The sequence below is a fragment of the Pseudomonas sp. AC463 genome, assembly GCF_979253585.1.
Window position 1 is genome coordinate 1 of the sequence record NZ_CEEDDZ010000477.1, and the last position, 283, is coordinate 283.

Consider the following 283-nt stretch of genomic DNA (forward strand, 5'->3'; position numbering starts at 1 on the left):
GATCAGGAAGCAGGATGAGCGGCTGGAGCGCAACGCGGTCGCCGATCCCGCCGCTGCGTTCCGCCTGCCACGCCGCCAGCGATCGTCCGGTCGACAGAACCACCTCCAGCGCGCGCGCGACTCGGGTGGTGTCGGCGGGTGCGAGGCGGGCGGCGGCGGCGGGGTCGAGCGTCGCCAGCCGATCGTGGGCGACCGCCACGGGCAGGGCGCGTACGTCGGCACGGATCGCCGGATCGATGTCGGGCACCGGAGCAATGCCGTCGAGCAGCGTGCGGATATACAG

Annotated in this window: 1 pseudogene; it reads right to left on the minus strand. The window is 73.1% G+C overall.

Features of this window, described 5'->3' with window-relative positions:
- Positions 1-283 (minus strand): annotated as a pseudogene (locus AC0IYH_RS31040) (hypothetical protein); the annotation flags it as partial.